Source organism: Brevundimonas sp. LjRoot202, assembly GCF_964253355.1.
Classification (GTDB): domain Bacteria; phylum Pseudomonadota; class Alphaproteobacteria; order Caulobacterales; family Caulobacteraceae; genus Brevundimonas.
Genome location: NZ_CAXUQW020000006.1, coordinates 51,196 through 68,892 on the forward strand (window position 1 = coordinate 51,196; position 17,697 = coordinate 68,892).

Sequence of the window (17,697 nt, forward strand, 5' to 3'; positions counted from 1 at the left end):
GCCAATGACAGACGCCGCCGCCCCCATACCCGCCGAGCTCAGCTTCGAGGACGCCCTCCAGCGTCTCGAACAGATCGTCTCCCGCCTCGAGTCCGGCCAGGCCCCGCTCGAGGAGTCGATCGCCCTCTATGAGGAGGGCGCGCGCCTCAAGGCCCACTGCGAGGACCGGCTCAAGGCCGCCCAGCTGCGGGTCGAGAAGATCGTCGTCGGCGCGGACGGCCAGGCGAAGGGCGTCGAACCGGCCGGGTTCGACTGATGTCCGGCCCCGCCCACCCGGGCGCCGCGCCAACCATCGCGTTCGACGACTTCCTCAAGGTCGACATCCGCGTCGGCCGGGTGGTCTCCGCCGATCCCTTCCCCGAGGCGCGCAAGCCGGCCTTCAAGCTGGCCATCGACTTCGGCCCCGACATCGGGGTGAAGAAGTCCTCGGCCCAGATCACCGTCCACTACGCGCCCGACCAGCTGGTCGGCCGCAAGGTCGCCGCGGTGGTCAACTTCCCGCCGCGCCAGATCGGCCCCTTCATGTCCGAGGTCCTGACCCTCGGCTTTCCCGACGCGGCGGGCGAGGTGGTCCTCGTCGGCGTCGACCGTGACGTCCCCGTGGGCGGGAGGCTGTTCTGAACGTCCTGGCCGCCAATTCTCCGGAACAGGACGTCATCGACCGGGTGGCCGAGAGCGCCGACCTGGTCACCGTCGCCCTCGACGAGCTGCTGCCCCGCGCCGACGGCCCCGAATCGCGCCTGACCGAGGCCATGCGCTACGCCGCCCTGGGCCCCGGCAAGCGGCTGCGCCCCTTCTTCGCCCTTGAGGCCGCCGCCCTGTTCGACATCGAGGAGCGACCGGTCCTGCGCGCCGCCTGCGCCCTCGAATGCGTCCACGCCTACAGCCTGGTCCACGACGACCTGCCGTGCATGGACGACGACGACGTCCGTCGCGGCCGCCCCACCGTGCACCGCGCCTATGACGAGGCCACCGCCGTCCTCGCCGGCGACGCCCTGCAGACCGCCGCCTTCGACATCCTGCTGCACCCCGACACCCACGAGGACCCGGCGGTGCGCTGCGAACTCGCGGCCCGCCTGTCGCTGGCCTCGGGCGCGCGCGGCATGGCCGGCGGCCAGATGATCGACCTGCTGGGCGTGCGCGACGACCTCGGCGGCGTCGCCCGCATGCAGCGGCTCAAGACCGGCGCCCTGTTCACCTACGCCTTCGAGATCCCGCTGATCATCGCCGACGCCCGCGAGGTCCACCGCCAGGCCCTCATCAGCTTCGCCCACGACATCGGGCTTGCCTACCAGATCGTCGACGACCTGCTCGACGTCGAGGGAGACGAGGACATCCTCGGCAAGGCCGCGCGCAAGGATCACGCCCAGGGCAAGACCAATTTCGTCACCCTGCTGGGCGTCGAGGCGGCGCGGCACAGGGTCGCGCACCTGGCCGACCAGGCTCGCGCCCACCTGGACGTGTTCGGCCCGGACGCCGATATCCTCAAGGCCAGCGTGGACTACGTCCTGCAGCGGCGGTCCTGACGAAAGCCCACAGCGACGACATGGACTCTCGCGTCCGCTCCGCCCCCGGGGTAGACGATTTTACAGACCCGTTTGACCCGACGCGCAGCGAAATGCGCTACAGCGTGTTGGAAGACAAAAGGCCCAGGTTCAAAACCCCGCATGCCCGAAACCCCGCTTCTCGATCAGGTCCACGTCCCCGCCGACACCCGGGCCTTCGACATCCCCCAGTTGCGCCAGCTGGCCGACGAATTGCGGGCCGAGACCATCGACGCCGTTTCGGTGACCGGCGGCCACCTCGGGGCCGGCCTCGGCGTGGTCGAGCTGACCGTCGCCCTGCACCACGTCCTGGAGACGCCGAAGGACATCCTGATCTGGGACGTCGGCCACCAGTGCTATCCGCACAAAATCCTGACCGGGCGCCGCGACCGCATCCGCACCCTGCGCCAGCCCGGCGGCCTGTCGGGCTTCACCAAGCGCTCCGAGAGCGAATACGACCCCTTCGGCGCCGCCCACGCCTCGACCTCGATCAGCGCCGCCCTCGGCTTCGCCGCCGCGCGCGACCAGAAGGGCGAGACCAACCGCGTCGTGGCCGTCATCGGCGACGGCTCGATGTCCGCCGGCATGGCCTATGAGGCGATGAACAACGCCGCCGAGACCACCGATGGCCAGCTGATGGTCATCCTCAACGACAACGACATGTCGATCGCCCCGCCCGTCGGCGGCATGAGCGCCTACCTGGCCAAGCAGGTCTCGGGCGGCGCCTATCGCAATTTCCGCCGCTTCGGGAAGTCGGTCGCCGAGCATCTGCCGCGCCCGTTCCGCAACGCCGCCCGCAAGGCCGAGGAATACGCCCGCGGCATGATCGTCGGCGGCACCTTCTTCGAGGAGCTCGGCTTCTACTACATCGGCCCGATCGACGGGCACGACATGGACAACCTCGTCCCCATCCTGAAGAACGCCGCCGCCATCACCGACCGGCCGGTGATCGTCCACGTCGTGACGCAGAAGGGCAAGGGCTACGCCCCGGCCGAGAGCAGCGCCGACAAGCTGCACGCCGTCGCGAAGTTCGACGTCGTCTCCGGCAAGCAGTCGAAGTCCGTCTCCAACGCGCCCAGCTACACCAAGGTGTTCGGGACCGAGCTGATCAAGCGGGCGACAATCGACCCCTCCATCGTCGCCATCACCGCCGCCATGCCGTCGGGCACCGGGCTGGACCTGTTCGGCCAGGCCTTCCCCGAGCGCACCTATGACGTCGGCATCGCCGAACAGCACGCCGTCACCTTCGCCGCCGGCCTCGCCGCCGACGGCATGAAGCCGGTCTGCGCCATCTATTCGACCTTCCTCCAGCGCGGTTACGACCAGGTCGTCCACGACGTCGCCATCCAGAAGCTGCCGGTCCGTTTCGCCATGGACCGGGCCGGCCTGGTCGGCGCCGACGGGGCCACCCACGCCGGCTCGTTCGACATCGGCTACATGGGCGCCCTGCCGGGGATGGTGCTGATGGCGGCGGCGGACGAGGCCGACCTCGCCGCCATGATCGCCACCTCGCTCGAGATCGACGACCGCCCTTCCGCCTTCCGCTATCCACGCGGCGACGGCGTCGGCGTCGAGATTCCCGAACTGGCCGCCCCGCTCGAGGTCGGCAGGGGCCGCGTCGTGCGCGAGGGCACGACCGTGGCCATCCTGTCGCTGGGCACGCGCCTGCAGGAATCGCTCAAGGCCGCCGACGCCCTGGCCGCGCGCGGCGTCTCGGCCACGGTCGCCGACGCCCGCTTCGCCAAGCCGCTCGACGAGGCGCTGATCCTGCGCCTCGCCCGCGAGCACGAATGCCTGATCACGGTGGAGGAGGGGGCCATGGGCGGCTTCGGCGGCTTCGTGCTGCAGCTGCTTGCTGAACGGGGCGCGCTCGACGCCGGCCTCAAGGTCCGCACCCTGCACCTGCCCGACGTCTTCCAGGACCAGGCTGACCCCGTCGCCATGTACGCCACGGCCGGCCTGAACGCCGAGCACATAGCCGCGGCGGCCCTGCACGCCCTGGGAGTCGAGGCGACCCGCGCCGTCCGCGCCTGATCGACGTCGTCGGCAACCGGAGTCCGCCACCCCCGTTCTGTCAGGCGACAGGACATGGTGGAGTACCGATTGTGAAAGCTCATTTCTTTATCGCCGCGGCCTTGGCGTGCGGCGGCTGCGCGACCCAGCAGGCGTCCGGCGCGGGGGCCGCGACGACGGTCCGGGCAGGCGACGCCAACCTTTCCTGCACCCAGATCGCCGACGAGGCGGCGACGCTCAGCGCGCGGATGGGCGGAACCCCCACCGGCGGCGCTCTCGGCAGCGTCGCCAAGGCCGGCGCCGCCGCCCTGATTCCCGGCGCCGGCCTGCTGATCGCCGGAGCCGACGCCCTCGGCGAGGGTGAGCGTCAGCGCCGCGAGGCCGACCAGAACCGCTGGCACTACCTCAACGGCCTCTACACGGCGAACAACTGCATGCAGGGCGCCGGCCGCTAGCCGCGCGCTCATTCTCCCTCCCTCCTCCCCGGGAGGGGGAACGCGGACTCATCCCCGAATCCCCGATCCCGCCAGCGACCGTTCGCCACGCCCGGAAAACCGGGAAACAAACGTGCGGAAAATCAACGATCTAAAGCACGCCGGCGCCGCCTTGACCTGCGGGGGTCCCGCCTATAGGTTCCGCGCCGAATTCAGACCCCCTCCGGCGTTCGCGCCGGAGTGCTGAGGCCGCCCATGTCAACCGAACCGGAATCGCGCGAAGAGGCGATCAAACGCCTCACCGAAAGCGCATCCGCGATGGAGGCGCGCAATGCGCGCCAGCTCTCGCACGAGGCGGCGGGGCAGGCGGCGGCGGGGCAGGCGTGGCGGATCATCGCCGACCTGTTCGGCGGCGTGTTCGTGGGGCTGGCGCTCGGGTTCATCGTGGACCGGTTCGCCGGGACGGAGCCCTGGGGTCTGATCGGCGGCGTCCTTCTGGGCTTCGCCGTCTCGGTATTCATGGCCTGGCGGACGGCGCAACGCCTGATGGCCCAGGCGAAGGCAAGCGGAGTGGAGCCGAAGTCGGTTCCCTTCGATGACGACGAAGAAGACTAGGGACCAAGGGCTCGATGGCCGATCCGCTACACCAGTTCCAGATTGTGCCCCTGACCCCGGCGGTCGAGGTGAACCTGCCGCTCGTCGGGGCGCAGACGATCGCCTTCACCAATTCGCACCTGGCGATGACCGTGGCCTTCGGCATGGTCGTGCTGTTCCTGACGCTGGTCACCGCCGGCGCCAAGGTCGTCCCGGGCCGCATGCAGGCGGCGGGCGAGGCCCTGTTCAGCCTGATCGACGGGCTCGTCGATTCGATCATCGGCCATGACGGCCGCAAGCTGTTCCCGTTCGTCTTCACGATCTTCACCTTCATCCTGGCGATGAACTTCCTGGGCCTGTTCCTCAGCTTCACCGCCACGTCGCAGATCGCCGTCACCGCCACCTTCGGCGTCATCACCATCCTGATGGTGCTGGCCATCGGCTTCATGAAGCACGGCCTGAAGTTCTTCAGCCTGTTCGTGCCGTCGGGCGTGCCGTGGGCGGTGCTGCCCTTCGTGGTGATTATCGAGTTCGTCTCCTTCCTGCTGCGGCCCGTCACCCTGACGCTTCGTCTGTTCGGCAACATGATGGGCGGCCACGTCGCCCTGAAGGTCTTCGCCGGCTTCGTCGTCGTCGCCGTGGGCGGCGCCGTCGGCTGGCTCGGCGTCCCGGTCTTCCTCCTCTCGCTCGGGATGACGGTCGGTCTGACCGCGCTGGAGTTCCTCGTGGCCTTCCTGCAGGCCTTCGTCTTCGCCGTTCTGACCACGATCTACCTGAACGACGTGGTCAACCTGGGCCACGGCCACTAAGGCCGGGACCAGTTTCTTCCCTAACCAACCAACCCCAGACTAGGACTTAAGACCATGGAAGCAGAAGCCGCCAAGCTCATCGGCGCCGGCCTCGCGATGACCGGCATGATCGGCGCCGGCATCGGCGTCGGCAACATCTTCGGCTCGTTCCTGACGGGCGCCCTGCGCAACCCGTCGGCCGCCGGCTCGCAGATCGGCAACCTGTTCGTGGGCGCGGCTCTGGCCGAAGCCCTGGGCATCCTGTCGTTCGTGCTCGGCATCCTGCTGTACTCGGCCTGATTTCGTCCTTCCGGCTGCGGCGCGGCCTGCCTTGCGCAGGCCGCGCCGTCGTCGCTGACCGATCGACCGTAGCCCAACGACCAGGCGACAGATGACCACCACAGCCCATCCCGTTCTGCCCGCAGACGCGGCCCACCCGGTCGCGATCGAGGACACGCACGCCACGACCGAAGCCGCCCACGGCGGCGCGCACGAGTCCGGCGGCCTGCCGCAGTTCGAGTTCCAGCACTGGGTCGGGCAGATCGTCTACCTGATCTTCCTGTTCGCCCTCCTGTATTTCCTGATCGCCAAGGTCTTCGCCCCGCGCCTGCGCCGGGTGTTCGACGAGCGCGAGCAGACCATCTCCACCGCCATCGCCACAGCCCGTCAGGTCCAGGCCGAGGCCGCCGGCCAGGCCGAGGCCGCCAAGGCCGAGGTCGAGCAGGCCCGCGCCTCCTCGCGCGCCACCGCCGCCGCCGCCAAGGCCCGCGTCACCGACGAGGCCAACGCCCGCGCCGCCGCCGAGGAAGCCGTGGTCAACGCCCGCATCGCCGAGGCCGAGGCCGCTATCGGCAAGACCCGCGACGCCGCCATGACCAACGTCGGCGCCATCGCCTCCGACACGGCCGCCGCCATCGTCGAGCGCCTGACCGGCAAGGCCCCCACGGCCGCCGAGGCCGCCGCCGCCGTCAAGGGAGCCGCCTGACATGAACATGTTCTTCGAAGAGGGCTTCTTCGGCCTCGAGAGCGCCGAACTGTGGGTCGGCATCGGCCTGCTCCTGTTCCTGGCCATCTGCGTCTTCACCGGCGCCTTCAAGCTGGTCGGCGGAGCGCTCGACGCCCAGGCCGCCAAAATCCAGGCCGAGCTCGACGAGGCGACCCGTCTGCGCGCCGAGGCCGAGGCCCTGCTGGCCCAGATCCGCGCCGAGAAGGCCGAGGCCGAGGCCCAGGCCGCCGGCATGCTCAGGGCCGCCGAGGACGACGCCCGCGTCATGGAGGCCGAAGCCAAGGTGAAGCTGGAAGAAACCCTGGCCCGCCGCCAGGCCCTGGCCGAGCGCCGCATCGCCCAGGCCGAGGCCCAGGCCTCGGCCGAGGTCAAGGCCGCCGCCGCCGACCTCGCCGCCCGCGCCGCCGAACAAATCCTGACCGCCCGCGTGGCCGGCCAGAAGACCGACCCCCTGCTCGACGCCGCTATCGCCCAGATCGGGACGCGGCTGAACTAGGGCGCCACAAGGCGGCCCCAGGCATAAAAGAAAGGCCCCGTCGGTTTCCCGGCGGGGCCTTTTCCATTCAGGGCCGCAGTCTCAGGCGTGATAGGGCCCGTGACGGTGGTGGTGATTGCCGTGGATCAGGTCATGGGCCTCCTTGCCCCGACCCGCCAGGCGTCCGTAGATGTTGCCGAGCACCAGACCGTAGATGGCGTGGGTGATGATCATCCAGGCGAAGGTGCCGAAGCCCGCCTGCATGAAGAACATGCCCACGGGCCGTTCGCCCACGACGCCCGCCATGGGCGCGATGGTCAGGCCCATGACCACGAAGGCGCCGACCGCGAACAGGATGCCCTTGGATTCCGCCGTATCCGTCGGCAACCGTGGACACAGAATCGCGAAGAGCGGTCCGAGGACCAGCGTGCCCACCAGGAAATGGGCGATCCAGCCGACGATTATGGCGTCCGGCGCCTGCAGCATGACCGAGAGCAGTCGCGGGAAGCTGACCGCCCATGGCCCCAGTATCAGATTCGCCGCCTCCAGGATCGAGACGGCGACCGTGGCCGCCAAACCCGCCACCAGGCCCTTTTGTACGCGTGACATCATGACCTCAGCGCCTCCCAACGCCCGTTCTGGTTCTGACTACGCAAACCAGAGCATACGCCTATGCGGGAGATCGTCGTTCACAAAGCCGTGCGCGGGCCCGGCCCTCCGCGCGGATTACGCGGCGGCGATGTTCGAGCCTTCCGGGGCCGTCCAGCGCAGCACCGGCTGACGGGCGGCGCGGGTCTCGTCGAGACGGCGCAGTGGGGCATGGAACGGCGCGCCCTTGAAGCGGTCGACGTCGCCGGCCTTCGCCGCCTCCGCCAACGCCCGCATCGCCGCGATGAAGCGGTCCAGCTCCTGCTTCGATTCGGTCTCGGTCGGCTCGATCAGCATGGCTCCGTGGACGACCAGCGGGAAATACATGGTCATGGGGTGGAAACCCTCGTCGATCATCGCCTTGGCGAAGTCGAGCGTGGTCACCTCGGTGCCCTTCAGCCATTCGTCGTCGAACAGGGCCTCGTGCATGCACGGTCCCTCCGGGAAGGCCGGGCTCATCAGGTCCTGCAGGCGCGCCTTGATGTAGTTCGCGTTCAGCACCGCGTCCTCGGCCACCTGCCGCAGCCCGTCCGAACCGTGGCTCATCATGTAGCTGAGGGCGCGGACATACATGCCCATCTGGCCCTGGAAGGCGCACAGCCGGCCGAAGGCCTGGGCCGCGTCGCCCTCTGCCCGCTCGACCAGTTTGAAGCCGTCCTCGTCCGACACCACCCACGGGGCCGGCGCGAACGGGGCCAGGGCCTCCGACAGCACCACCGGACCCGCGCCCGGCCCGCCGCCGCCGTGCGGCGTCGAGAAGGTCTTGTGCAGGTTGATGTGCATGGCGTCGACGCCCAGGTCGCCGGGGCGCACCCGGCCGACGATGGCGTTGAAGTTGGCTCCGTCGCAGTAGAAATACGCGCCCGCCTCATGCGTCAGGCGGCTGATCTCCAGAATGTCGCGCTCGAACAGCCCGCAGGTGTTCGGATTGGTCACCATGATGGCGGCCACGTCGTCGCCCAGCTTGGACGCCAGGTCCGCCACATCGACCCGGCCGTCCTCGGTCTGGGCCACTTCCACGACGGTGTAGCCGACAAAGGCCGCGGTGGCCGGATTGGTGCCGTGGGCCGAGGTCGGCACCAGCACCTTGCGGCGCTTCATGTGCTCGCCCGAGGCCTCGTGGGCGGCGCGGATGGCCATCAGGCCGCACAGCTCGCCGTGCGCGCCCGCCTTGGGGCTCATCGCCACGGCGGGCATGCCGGTCAGGGTCTTCAGCCAGTGGGCCAGCTGGTCCATCAGCTCCAGCGCGCCCTGCACGGTCGACTGCGGCTGCAGCGGGTGGATGTCCGAGAAACCCGGCAGGCGGGCCATCTTCTCGTTGAGGCGCGGGTTGTGCTTCATCGTGCACGAGCCCAGCGGATAGATGGCCAGGTCGATGGCGTGGTTCTTCTGCGACAGGCGCACATAGTGGCGCATGGCCTCGGGCTCCGAGAGGCCCGGCAGGCCGATCGGATCCTTGCGCACCAGATCGCCCAGATCAGAGCCATTGCCCTTGGGCTCCGGCAGGTCGACGCCGGTTTTGCCCCAGCCGTCGCTCTCGAAGATCAGGTGCTCGTTCTGCAGCAGGCCGCGCCCGCCGGTCAGGGTCGGATGCTTGTAGTCGTGATCGATGGCGTTCGGCGTGGTCGGGCGGCCGACGGTGTTCATGGTGCTCATCAGAGGATCTCCGCCAGGGCGGTCTTGAGGGCGGCGATGTGCGCCTCGGTCGTGGTCTCGGTGGCCGCGACCAGCAGGACGTCGTCCATGCCGGCGGCGGGGGCCAGACGGCCGTAGGGCACGCCGGCCAGCACGCCCTTGGCGGCCAGGGCGTCGACCACCCCGGCCGCGTTCTTCGGCAGCTTGACCGCGAACTCGTTGAAGAAGCGCGGCGTCAGCACCTCGACGCCGGGGAGGGCGGCCAGCGCGTCCCGCGTCGCCACGGCCGTTTCGTGGTTCAGCAGGGCCAGCTTGCGCAGCCCCGTCTCGCCCAGCAGGCTCATGTGGATGGTGAAGGCCAGCGTGCACAGGCCTGAGTTGGTGCAGATGTTGGACGTCGCCTTGTCGCGGCGGATGTGCTGCTCGCGGGTCGACAGGGTCAGCACGAAGCCGCGCTCGCCGTCGGCGTCCACCGTCTCGCCCGTCAGCCGGCCCGGCATCTGGCGCACCAGCTTCTCGCGGCAGGCGAACAGGCCGACGTAGGGGCCGCCGAAATTCAGCGCATTGCCGATCGACTGGCCCTCGGCGGCGACGATGTCGGCCCCCATCTCGCCCGGCGACTTGAGCAGGCCCATCGACACGGCCTCGGTCACCACCACGATCAGCAGGGCGCCTGCCGCATGAGCGGCTTCCGCGATCTTGGTCACGTCGGTGGCCGTGCCGAACACGTTCGGGGTCTGGACCACCACGCAGGCGGTGTCCGGTCCGATCTGGTCGATCACGGCGGCCTCGGCGTCCACCGCGGCGGCCAGCACCTGGGTCTCGACGCCGACGGCGTGGACCACGGTCTCGGTCGCGGCGACATAGTGCGGATGCACCCCGCCCGAGATCACCGCCTTGTTGCGGCGGGTCACGCGGGTGGCCATCAGCACGCCCTCGGCCATGGCGGTCGAGCCGTCATAGAGAGAGGCGTTGGCGACCGGCATGCCGGTCAGGTTCGCGACCTGGGTCTGGAACTCGTACAGATACTGCAGCGTGCCCTGGGCGATCTCGGGCTGGTAGGGGGTGTAGCTGGTCAGGAATTCCGACCGCTGGATCACGTGATCCACCGTCGCCGGCACATGGTGCCGATACGCCCCCGCGCCGCAGAAGAACGGAACCGATCCGGCCGCCGTACTCTTCGCCGCCATGGCGCCGAGCGCTCGCTCGACCTCCAGCTCCCCGGCCACGCGGGGCAGGTCGACGAAGCCCTCCCGCCGCGCCGCCTGCGGCACGTCCACGAACAGGTCGTCGATCGACTTGGCCCCGATGGCGGCGAGCATCGCCGTACGATCGTCGGGCGTCAGGGGAAGGTAGCGCATGGCGGGGGGAGGTCCGTGCGTGAAAGGTTAGAGCGTGGCTAGGAAGGCGTCGTAGGCGGCGCGGTCCATCAGGGCGTCGACCTGCGAGGCGTCCGACACCTTGATCTTCGCGAACCAGCCTTCGCCTTCCGGATCGGCGTTGACGGTCTCGGGGGCCGAGGCCAGGGCGGCGTTGCCCTCGACGACTTCGCCCGACACCGGGGCGTAGACGTCCGAGGCCGCCTTGACGCTCTCGACGACGGCGAAGCTGTCGCCCTTGGCGACGGTCTTGCCGGCATCCGGGGTCTCGACGAACACCACGTCGCCGAGGGCTTCAGCGGCGTGCTTGCTGATGCCGACGGTGGCGACGTCGCCGTCGAGGCGAACCCACTCGTGATCCTTGGTGAAGCGCATTTCAGTTCTCCGGAAAGCCGTCAGGCGGCCTTGGGTTTGCGATAGTAGCGGCTGGCGACGAACGGGGTGGCGACGACCTCGGCGGCGGCGGGCTTGCCGCGCACCAGCACCTTCAGCTCCGTGCCCAGTTCAGCGAATTTCGGCGGCACATAGCCCATGGCGATGTTCCGGCCCAGCGTTGGCGAGGGGCCGCCCGAGGTGATCTTGCCGATGACAGTCCCGTCCACGTCGGCGATCTCGGCGCCTTCGCGGGCCGGGGCGCCTTCCTTGACGATCAGGCCGACGCGAACCCGCGACGGGCCCTCGGCCAGTTCCTTCAGAACGCGGTCGGCGCCGTTGAAGTCCGCCCGCTCCTTGCGCGACTTCGACAGGGCGAAGGTCAGGGCCCCCTCGACCGGGCTGGTTGAGGCGTCGATGTCGTGGCCGTGCAGCGGCAGGCCGGCCTCGAGGCGCAGGCTGTCGCGGGCGCCGAGGCCGATCGGCTTGACCCGGGCGTCCTCCAGCAGGGTGTTCCAGACTCGTTCCGCCTGGTCCGCCGGGACGGAAATCTCGTAGCCGTCCTCGCCGGTGTAACCCGAGCGCGAGACGAAGCAGTCGACCCCGAACAGCACCAGCCGGGCGCAGTCCATGAAGCCGAACTCGCTCAACACCGGCTCATGCTTCGCCATCACCTCGGCCGCTTCCGGCCCCTGGATCGCGATCAGGGCGCGGTCGGCCAGCACCGTCAGCTTCGCGTCGCCCGACAGCTCAGCTTGCAGGAAGGCGAAGTCCGCGTCCTTGTTGCCGGCGTTGACCACCACATACAGGCCGTCGTGGTCGGGACGGCCGGCCATCAGGTCGTCCATGATGCCGCCCTCGGCGTTGAGCAGCAGGCTGTATTTCTGCCGTCCGGCCTTGAGGACCGCATAGTCGCCGGGCACGAAGCGTTCGAACTGGGCGACGGCGGCCTCGCCGGTGATCTTGCACTGGCCCATGTGCGAAACGTCGAACAGGCCGGCGTGCTCGCGCGTCCAGCGGTGCTCGGCCAGCACGCCCTCGTACTGCACCGGCATGTCATAGCCGCTGAACCCGACCATCCGGGCGCCCAGCGCGCGGTGGGCGGCGTTGAGGGGCGTGGTCTTCAGAATTTCGTCGGTCATGTCGGCCTCAGAGTCGCGTGTTGAAGCGGAAGGCTCCGCCGTCCTCGCGCCCCCGCTGTCCTGAAGCCTGAGAGATTCCGGCGGTTCCCAAACAAGAGGGCCGCCTTGCTCCGTCGGCGCGCCCCAAAAGAGCGACTTTCCAGCGTCCGTATGTCCTCGCGGTCCGTTTGCCTGAGCGTTTCCGGGGCGGTTGCGCCTTCGGCTCCGGGTCCGCCGAAACGGCCCCGATCTCTCCCGCGAGAGCGCCGCGACCTAGGCCCCGACTCCGGTGGGAAGTCAAGCGGAGGCGGCGTAGGCCTCGACTTCGGCGATACGGGCCGCCTTCTCCGCCTCGCCCAGGAACGACCCCTCGAAGCTGTTCCGCGCCATCTGCGTCACCTGCGCCCGCGTCAGCCCCACCGCCGCCGCCAGCCGCCGGTAGTTGTCGTTCACATAGCCGCCGAAATACGCCGGATCGTCCGAGTTCAGCGTCACGTGCAGCCCCCGGCGCAGCATCTCCGGCACGGGGTGGTCCTTCAGGTCCTTGACCACGCAGAGCTTCAGGTTCGACAGCGGACACACCGTCAGCGTCATCCCGGACGCCGCCAACCGCTCGATCAACGCCTCGTCCTCCATCGAGCGGTTGCCGTGGTCCATGCGGTCGATGTGCAGCAGGTCCAGCGCCTCATGGACATAGGCGGGCGGGCCCTCCTCACCGGCGTGAGCCACCCGTTTCAGTCCCATCTGCCCGGCGCGCTCGAACACGCGCTGGAATTTCGACGGCGGATGGCCGACCTCGGATGAGTCGAGCCCGACGCCGACGATCCGGTCCAGCCACGGATCCGCCTGGTGCAGCACGTCGAAGGCCGCGTGCTCGTCGAGATGGCGCAGGAAGCACAGGATCAGCTTCGAGGTGACCCCCAGCTCGCGCTCCGCCCGCTTCATCCCGGCCAGCAAGCCCTCGGCGACGACGCCGAACGGGATGCCCCGGTCGGTGTGGGTCTGCGGGTCGAAGAAGATCTCGGCGTGGCGCACCGTGTCCGCCGCCGCCCGCCGGAAATAGGCCAGCGCCAGGTCGTGGAAATCCTCCTCCGTCAGGAGGACGTTCGCCCCGGCGTAATAGATGTCGAGGAAGTCCTGCAGGTTGGAAAAGTCATACGCCGCCCGCACCGCCTCGACGCTGTCGAACGGGATGGCCACCGCGTTGCGCCGCGCCAGTTCGAACATCAGCTCGGGCTCGAGGCTGCCCTCGATATGCAGATGCAGCTCCGCCTTGGGCAGGCCGGCGATATAGGCGTCGAGCGACATGGCGGCTCCCTCCAGAGGGCGCCAGTCTAACCTACATCCGCTCCGGCGTGTCGATGCCCAGCAGGTCCAGCGCCTTCTCCAGCTGGTCCAGCACGGCCTTCGACAGGGTCAGCCGCGAGCCCCGCGTCGCCTCGTCCGGCGCCGTCATCACCGGGCAGGCGGCGTAGAATTTCGAGAACGACTGGGCCAGCCGGTAGGCGTGCTCGCTGATCAGGTGCGGCATCCGCTTGTCATAGGCCTCGGCCACCGCCTGCGAGAAGGCGTCCAGCGTCAGCGCCAGGTCCCGCTCCGCCGGCTCGCCGATCGCCACCGGCCCGGCCGTCGCGCCCGCCTCCGCCGCCCGCCGCAGCAGGGATTTGATCCGCACCGCCTGGTAAAGCAGGTACGGCCCGGTCTTGCCCTCGAAGCTCATGAAGCGGTCGAGATCGAAGACGTAGCTGGTCGTCCGGCTGTTCGACAGGTCGGCGAATTTCAGCGCCGCCACCGCCACCTTGCGGGCGATGTCCTCGAACTCCGCCTCGGGCAGGTCGCCGCCCAGCTTCGCCTCGCGCAGCCGCTCGCGCGCCTTGTCCGTGGCCATGCTGATCAGGTCGTGCAGCTTCAGCACCCCGCCGGCGCGGGTCTTGAACGGCTTGCCGTCCGGTCCGTTCATGGTGCCGAAGCCGAGGTGCTCCAGCGCCCCTTCCGCCGCATAGCCGGCCAGGTACGCGGCCCGGAACACCTGCTCGAAATGCTCGGCCTGACGCTCGTCGACGACATAGAGGATCAGGTCGGGATCGATGGCCTTGCGGCGATCCAGAATGGTGGCCAGGTCGGTCGTGCCGTACATGGCCGACCCTTCCGACGAGATGACCAGCAGCGGCGGCGGGCTGGGCGCCTCGATCACCGAGCCGTCGGCCAGCTTGCGCTTGCGGGTCTCGCCGGGCTTCGCGACATGGACGACCCGCGCCCCCGCGTCCTCGACCAGCAGGCCCGTCGTTTCCAGGTGCGCAATCATCTCGGGCATCAGCGGGTCGGCGTCGCTCTCGCCGTTCCACAGGTCGAAGGTCACGCCCAGCGCCCCGAACTCGCGCTGCAGGCCAGCCATCGAGACGTCGTGCATGTGCCGCCACAGGGCGCGATAGCCGGCACGGCCCGCCTGCAGCTCCGCCGTCGCGCGGCGGGCCCGGTCGCGGAAGTCCGTGTCTTCCTTGGCTTTCGCCGCCGCCGCCGGATACAGCCGCTCGAGATCCTCCAGCGTCACCGGGCTTTCGGCCGGGAACGGTCCCGGGCCGTCAACGAGGAAGCCGTCGGCCTTGCCCTCGTCGCCAACCGCGACGATCAGCAGCCCCATCTGGAAGCCCCAGTCGCCGAAATGCGCGTCGCCCCACACCGTGTCGCCCCGGAAGCGGAACAGCCGCTTCAGGCTCTCGCCGATGATGGAGCTGCGCAGGTGGCCGACGTGCATCGGCTTGGCCACGTTCGGCCCGGCGTAGTCGATCACCACCTTGCGCGGCGCGGCGACGGTCGAGGCGCCCGCATGCGCGTCGTCCCCGGCGACCTCGGCCGCCCGGGCCGCCAGCGTGGCGTCGGCGACCTTCAGGTTGATGAAGCCGGGGCCGGCGACCTCGACCGAGGCCAGCCGCGAGTCATCTTTCAGCCGCTCGGCCACCCGCCCCGCCAGGTCGCGCGGATTGGCCTTCAGCGCCTTGGCCGCGGCCAGGGCGCCGTTCGACTGGAAATCGGCCAGGTCGGGCCGGTCGGAGGGCGTGACGCGGGCGAGGGCGGGGTCCACGCCTTCGGCGGCGAAGGCGGCCCCGACCGCTTCGCCCAGGATAGTCCTCAGATCGGTCATCTACTGGTCGGCGGCCGAGGGAGCCAACGCCCCCGCATTGACGCGGAAGCGGCTGCCCGTCCGATTGAACTCGGCCATCTGCGGGGTCACGTCGAAGCCGACCAGAATTTCGAAATTGTCCCCGCTGGTGGTCGCGGCCGCGCGCGGAATGACGATGGTCTGGTCCTGGGTCACCGAGGTGGTCAGGGCCCCGTCGAAGTCGACCGGCAGGTCGAAATATTCCTTGGCCAGAACCGCCTTGTTCCGTTCCGTCACCGCGATCCAGTAGCGGTAGGTGCGGGCGTCGCCGTCGGCCTGGGGGCCCCGGCCGAGATTGAACAGCACCCGGGTCTCGACGGTGATCGGTTCGTCGCCCTGGTAGGCGCACTCCGACGTCAGCCCTTCGATCTCGCCGGTGAAGGCGACATTGGAGGCCGCCACCCGGTCGCCCGTCAGTTCGACGTAGCGGGCGGCGTCGTAGAGGATTTTCACATACGGGCAGGGGCCCGCCGCGGCGTTGCGGCGCAGCGGCGCGAAACGGGGCGTCCGCGCCCGCTGATTCTGCTGCGAGCCGTCCGCGTTCTCGCCGGATCCGGATCCGGGCCGCTGCTGGCCCGGCCGCACCTGGGCGTCAGCCGTCATCGGAACCGCCATGGAGGCGAGCGCCACGGCGGCCAGGGCCGGAGCCAGGGAAATCTTGAAGACGCGACGCATCGAAAGCTCTTCCACGAACGAGGAGGCGCGCGACAGCCCGACGCCGAGCGCACGCTCGTTGCTGATAGCGGCTAAAGCGAGGCGCGGCAAACGCGCGCTGGGAGGCCGCCCCGGGCGATGCATGGTGGCGGCGACGGGGTGGAACGACTAGGTTCCGTCCATGACCCTGCACGCGCCGATCCCGGCTCCCCAAAAGCGCCCGCTGGCCGTCCGGCTGGCCACCCCGCGCGGCTTCTGCGCCGGCGTCGACCGGGCCATCCAGATCGTCGAGCGTGCGATCGAAAAATACGGCGCGCCGGTCTATGTGCGCCACGAGATCGTCCACAATCGCCACGTCGTCGACCGGCTCAAGGCGCTCGGCGCCGTATTCGTGCGCGAGCTGGACGAGTGCCCTGACGACCGGCCGGTGGTCTTCTCCGCCCACGGCGTGCCGAAATCCGTGCCGGAGGGCGCCCGGGCGCGCGAGATGCTGTATCTCGACGCGACCTGCCCGCTGGTCTCCAAGGTCCACGTCGAGGCCGAGCGCCATCACGCCGCCGGCCGTCACATCATCCTCATCGGCCACGCCGGCCACCCCGAGGTCGTCGGCACCATGGGCCAGTTGCCGCCGGGCGCCATCAGCCTGGTCGAGACGGTCGGGGACGCGGAGATTTTTGAGCGTCCCGGCGCCGCGCCGCTCGCCTATGCGACCCAGACGACCCTGTCGGTCGATGACACCAGCGAAATCCTCGCGGTGCTGAAGCGGCGCTTCCCCGAACTGCCCGATCCGCACAAGGAAGACATCTGCTACGCCACGACCAACCGTCAGGAGGCGGTCAAGCGTCTGGGCGAGGGGTGCGACCTGGTGCTGGTGGTCGGCTCGAAGAACTCGTCCAACTCGGTGCGGCTGGTCGAGGTGGCGCTGCGGGCCGGGGCCCGCGACGCCCGGCTGGTCGACGACGCGTCGCAGGTCGACTGGGCCTGGCTGGACGGCGTCTCGACGCTGGGGATCACCGCCGGCGCCTCGGCCCCCGAGCCGCTGATCGAGGCGCTGGTCGAGGCCGTCCGCGCCCGTTTCGACGCCGAGGTGACCGAAGACGGCGGCGAGCGCGAGACCGTCACCTTCAAACTGCCCCGGGTCCTGACCGCCTGAGCGGACGGGCCGCAAGGCGGAGCCTTCCCGGTGGGGCGGCGTTCCCCCGGGGACCAGCAAGGGAACGACCATGCGCCTCCGGACCGTTTTCGCCACCCTGTCCATCGTCGCCCTGACCTCCGCCTGCGACGGCGCAGGCGAGGCCCCGCCGCCGACAGAGCCGACGCCGGCCGCGCCGGCGACGAACGCCGCGCAGCCGGAGCCCGCCCCGGATCTCCAGCCCGTCGCGGCCCCCTGCAAGGGACCCGAGTTGAAACTGTCCAACGACGGCGGCGACGCCGGCATGGGCCATCGGCGGGCGATCATCGGCGTGCAGAACCTCGGAGCCCAGGCCTGCAGCCTGACCGGCTATCCCTCCGTCAGCCTCGAGGACGCCGCAGGTCGCGCCCTGACGACGGTGCGCACCGACCAGCACCCGGACAGCTATTTCCGCAGCGGAGAAGCCCCGACGTCTGTCGAACTGGCCCCGCGGGCCAAGGCCTTCTTCGATCTGGCCTGGACGGTCATACCCAATGAGGCCCAGGGCGAGCAGGTCTGTCCGTCGGCCGCCGACATCCTCATGACCCCGCCGGGGGACGCCTCGCCGGTGACTCTCGCCCAGACCTTCACCGCCTGCGGCGGCCGGATCGAGGTGAGTCCGTTCCGCCCCGTCGCCGAACCGGGGGCGGCGCCCACACCCTGATGGGCGAGGGGCTTCAAACCGCGCTCGAAACGGCGTAGC

General features: G+C 69.8%; 20 protein-coding genes and 2 riboswitches. Of the genes, 12 read left to right on the plus strand and 8 right to left on the minus strand.

Annotated elements, in window-relative coordinates:
• Positions 1-4: 4 nt before the first annotated feature.
• The 10 genes from ACSQ1L_RS11435 to ACSQ1L_RS11480 all read left to right on the plus strand — a co-directional run bounded on the left by ACSQ1L_RS11435 (position 5) and on the right by ACSQ1L_RS11480 (position 6,875).
• Entirely contained in the window at positions 5-256 is a 252-nt protein-coding gene (locus ACSQ1L_RS11435; RefSeq protein ID WP_435994870.1) for an exodeoxyribonuclease VII small subunit, read from the plus strand.
• Positions 256-621 carry a tRNA-binding protein gene (locus tag ACSQ1L_RS11440; RefSeq protein ID WP_435994871.1) on the plus strand — a complete coding sequence of 122 codons (366 nt, stop codon included), beginning with the start codon at positions 256-258 and terminating at the stop codon, positions 619-621. Before ACSQ1L_RS11435 ends, ACSQ1L_RS11440 begins: the two co-directional genes overlap by 1 nt.
• A 35-nt stretch (positions 622-656) precedes the next feature.
• Positions 657-1,526, plus strand: a complete 870-nt coding sequence (locus ACSQ1L_RS11445; protein WP_435994977.1) for a polyprenyl synthetase family protein — start codon at positions 657-659, stop codon at positions 1,524-1,526.
• A 141-nt stretch (positions 1,527-1,667) separates the two neighbouring features.
• Positions 1,668-3,578 carry a 1-deoxy-D-xylulose-5-phosphate synthase gene (gene dxs / locus ACSQ1L_RS11450; RefSeq protein WP_435994872.1) on the plus strand — a complete coding sequence of 637 codons (1,911 nt, stop codon included), beginning with the start codon at positions 1,668-1,670 and terminating at the stop codon, positions 3,576-3,578.
• 71 nt (positions 3,579-3,649) lie between these two features.
• Complete coding sequence (locus ACSQ1L_RS11455; RefSeq protein WP_435994873.1) at positions 3,650-4,012, plus strand: hypothetical protein; 363 nt, start codon at positions 3,650-3,652, stop codon at positions 4,010-4,012.
• Positions 4,013-4,246: 234 nt separating this feature from the next.
• On the plus strand, positions 4,247-4,606 hold the full coding sequence (locus ACSQ1L_RS11460) for an AtpZ/AtpI family protein (protein WP_435994874.1): 360 nt from the start codon (positions 4,247-4,249) through the stop codon (positions 4,604-4,606).
• A gap of 14 nt (positions 4,607-4,620) precedes the next feature.
• Positions 4,621-5,394, plus strand: coding sequence for a F0F1 ATP synthase subunit A (locus ACSQ1L_RS11465; RefSeq protein ID WP_435994875.1), 774 nt, complete (start codon positions 4,621-4,623; stop codon positions 5,392-5,394).
• A gap of 54 nt (positions 5,395-5,448) precedes the next feature.
• Positions 5,449-5,673, plus strand: a complete 225-nt coding sequence (locus tag ACSQ1L_RS11470; RefSeq protein WP_168045007.1) for a F0F1 ATP synthase subunit C — start codon at positions 5,449-5,451, stop codon at positions 5,671-5,673.
• Between the two features lie 91 nt (positions 5,674-5,764).
• Positions 5,765-6,358, plus strand: a complete 594-nt coding sequence (locus tag ACSQ1L_RS11475) for a F0F1 ATP synthase subunit B family protein (RefSeq protein WP_435994876.1) — start codon at positions 5,765-5,767, stop codon at positions 6,356-6,358.
• A gap of 1 nt (position 6,359) precedes the next feature.
• On the plus strand, positions 6,360-6,875 hold the full coding sequence (locus ACSQ1L_RS11480; protein WP_435994877.1) for a F0F1 ATP synthase subunit B: 516 nt from the start codon (positions 6,360-6,362) through the stop codon (positions 6,873-6,875).
• 81 nt (positions 6,876-6,956) lie between these two features.
• On the opposite strand, the gene ACSQ1L_RS11485 is transcribed toward ACSQ1L_RS11480, so the two are convergent.
• From ACSQ1L_RS11485 to ACSQ1L_RS11520, 8 genes are all read right to left on the minus strand, one after another.
• Positions 6,957-7,463 carry a DUF6789 family protein gene (locus tag ACSQ1L_RS11485; RefSeq protein ID WP_435994878.1) on the minus strand — a complete coding sequence of 169 codons (507 nt, stop codon included), beginning with the start codon at positions 7,461-7,463 and terminating at the stop codon, positions 6,957-6,959.
• 117 nt (positions 7,464-7,580) lie between these two features.
• Complete coding sequence (gene gcvPB / locus ACSQ1L_RS11490; RefSeq protein WP_435994879.1) at positions 7,581-9,158, minus strand: aminomethyl-transferring glycine dehydrogenase subunit GcvPB; 1,578 nt, start codon at positions 9,156-9,158, stop codon at positions 7,581-7,583.
• Positions 9,158-10,498: an aminomethyl-transferring glycine dehydrogenase subunit GcvPA gene (gcvPA, locus tag ACSQ1L_RS11495; RefSeq protein ID WP_435994880.1), complete on the minus strand. Its 1,341-nt coding sequence runs from the start codon at positions 10,496-10,498 to the stop codon at positions 9,158-9,160. The genes gcvPB and gcvPA overlap by 1 nt, the downstream gene beginning before the upstream one ends.
• Before the next feature lie 27 nt (positions 10,499-10,525).
• Positions 10,526-10,891, minus strand: coding sequence for a glycine cleavage system protein GcvH (gene gcvH / locus ACSQ1L_RS11500; protein ID WP_435994881.1), 366 nt, complete (start codon positions 10,889-10,891; stop codon positions 10,526-10,528).
• A gap of 20 nt (positions 10,892-10,911) precedes the next feature.
• Positions 10,912-12,030: a glycine cleavage system aminomethyltransferase GcvT gene (gcvT, locus tag ACSQ1L_RS11505; protein ID WP_435994882.1), complete on the minus strand. Its 1,119-nt coding sequence runs from the start codon at positions 12,028-12,030 to the stop codon at positions 10,912-10,914.
• Positions 12,031-12,083: 53 nt separating this feature from the next.
• Positions 12,084-12,175, minus strand: a riboswitch (glycine riboswitch).
• A 4-nt stretch (positions 12,176-12,179) separates the two neighbouring features.
• Positions 12,180-12,277, minus strand: a riboswitch (glycine riboswitch).
• Positions 12,278-12,306: 29 nt separating this feature from the next.
• The gene (locus ACSQ1L_RS11510) at positions 12,307-13,317 is read right to left on the minus strand and encodes an adenosine deaminase (protein ID WP_435994883.1); all 1,011 of its coding nucleotides are present in this window, start codon (positions 13,315-13,317) and stop codon (positions 12,307-12,309) included.
• A 31-nt stretch (positions 13,318-13,348) separates the two neighbouring features.
• Positions 13,349-15,151, minus strand: a complete 1,803-nt coding sequence (gene argS / locus ACSQ1L_RS11515; RefSeq protein WP_435994884.1) for an arginine--tRNA ligase — start codon at positions 15,149-15,151, stop codon at positions 13,349-13,351.
• Positions 15,152-15,844 carry a Tat pathway signal sequence domain protein gene (locus tag ACSQ1L_RS11520; protein WP_435994885.1) on the minus strand — a complete coding sequence of 231 codons (693 nt, stop codon included), beginning with the start codon at positions 15,842-15,844 and terminating at the stop codon, positions 15,152-15,154. It lies immediately after the preceding gene.
• A 160-nt stretch (positions 15,845-16,004) separates the two neighbouring features.
• Between ACSQ1L_RS11520 and ispH the strand changes: the two genes are divergently transcribed.
• Together ispH and ACSQ1L_RS11530 are read left to right on the plus strand one after the other, a co-directional pair.
• Positions 16,005-16,976, plus strand: a complete 972-nt coding sequence (gene ispH, locus ACSQ1L_RS11525; protein ID WP_435994886.1) for a 4-hydroxy-3-methylbut-2-enyl diphosphate reductase — start codon at positions 16,005-16,007, stop codon at positions 16,974-16,976.
• 70 nt (positions 16,977-17,046) lie between these two features.
• A complete protein-coding gene (locus ACSQ1L_RS11530; RefSeq protein WP_435994887.1) occupies positions 17,047-17,658 on the plus strand; it encodes a DUF4232 domain-containing protein in 612 nt (203 codons plus the stop codon).
• Positions 17,659-17,697 lie beyond the last annotated feature (39 nt).